Raw genomic sequence first — 1,124 nt, 5'->3', positions numbered from 1 at the left:
GCGGTCGAGCAGGGCGGCGATGTGGCCGCTCTTGGCGGCGACCTGGTCGAGGAAGCGTTCCCAGGCGGCGTCGGTGAGCTGCTCGACGCGCACCACGGTGTCGTACTCGCTCTCGGTGACGGCGGCGATGCGCCCGGGGCTGACGGTGATGGGGCCGATCTGTCCGGCCTTGGCGTATGCGCGGCCCTTGCGCAGCAGGACCTGGTCGAGCGAGGTGTCCTCCATGGCCTTGACCCAGGCGTGCCCCCACCAGGAGGTGGCGAAGCGGGCGCCGGCGCGCTGCGGAGGGAAAGAGGGGAATCCACGTGCGGCGGTCATCTCAGCTCCACGAGGGCGGCGAGTTCGGCGTCGGTCAGCTCGGTGAGGGCGGCTTCCCCGGAGGCGAGCACGGCCTCGGCGAGCGCCCGCTTGGCGGCGAGCATTTCGGCGATGCGGTCCTCGATCGTGCCCTCGGTGATCAGGCGGTGCACCTGGACGGGCCGGGTCTGGCCGATGCGGTAGGCGCGGTCGGTGGCCTGGTCCTCGACGGCCGGGTTCCACCAGCGGTCGTAGTGGATGACGTGGTCGGCGCGGGTGAGGTTCAGGCCGGTGCCGGCGGCCTTGAGCGACAGCAGGAACACCGGGGCCCGCCCGTCCTGGAAGCGCGCGACCATCTCCTCGCGGCGCGCGACCGGGGTGCCGCCGTGCAGGAGCTGGGTGCTCACGCCCCTGGAGGTCAGGTGCCGTTCCAGGAGGCGGGCCATGGTGACGTACTGGGTGAAGACCAGCACCGCGCCGTCCTCGGCGACGATGGTGTCGACGAGCTCGTCCAGCAGCTCCAGCTTGCCCGAGCGGCCGGTCAGGCGCGGCTCGGTCTCGTGCAGGTACTGGGCGGGGTGGTTGCAGATCTGCTTGAGCCCCGTCAGGAGCTTGACGATGAGGCCGCGCCTGGCCATGCCGCGGGCGTCGGCGATCTGGGCCATGATCTCGCGTACGACCGCCTCGTACAGGCCGGCCTGTTCGGTGGTGAGCGGGACGGGACGGTCGGTCTCCGTCGTTGACAGATCGCAAGAGCAAACGTCTGAACTACACTCACATAGAGATCGATCGCGTAAGCCGACATCTGCTAGAAAACCAGGGCGGGT

Annotated in this window: 1 protein-coding gene and 1 pseudogene; both read right to left on the bottom strand. The window is 70.1% G+C overall.

Going from position 1 to position 1,124, the window contains the following annotated elements; translation table 11 throughout:
* Nucleotides 1–318, bottom strand: a pseudogene (locus AB0J09_RS65460) (hypothetical protein); the annotation flags it as partial.
* Nucleotides 315–962, bottom strand: coding sequence for a C-terminal helicase domain-containing protein (locus AB0J09_RS65455; protein ID WP_360714657.1), 648 nt, complete (start codon nt 960–962; stop codon nt 315–317). The gene AB0J09_RS65455 and the pseudogene AB0J09_RS65460, both read right to left, overlap by 4 nt.
* Nucleotides 963–1,124 lie beyond the last annotated feature (162 nt).

Origin of the sequence: Nonomuraea sp. NPDC049784 (assembly GCF_040659615.1) — a bacterium.
Taxonomy (GTDB): Bacteria; Actinomycetota; Actinomycetes; order Streptosporangiales; family Streptosporangiaceae; genus Nonomuraea.
The sequence above is the reverse complement of the archived record's forward strand: the minus strand, read 5'-3'. Positions and strand labels throughout refer to the sequence as shown.

Excerpts from the sequence above, each read along its gene's own strand:
- AB0J09_RS65455 (WP_360714657.1), bottom strand. The coding sequence starts at position 962 with ATGGCCCAGATCGCCGACGCCCGCGGCATGGCCAGGCGCGGCCTCATC.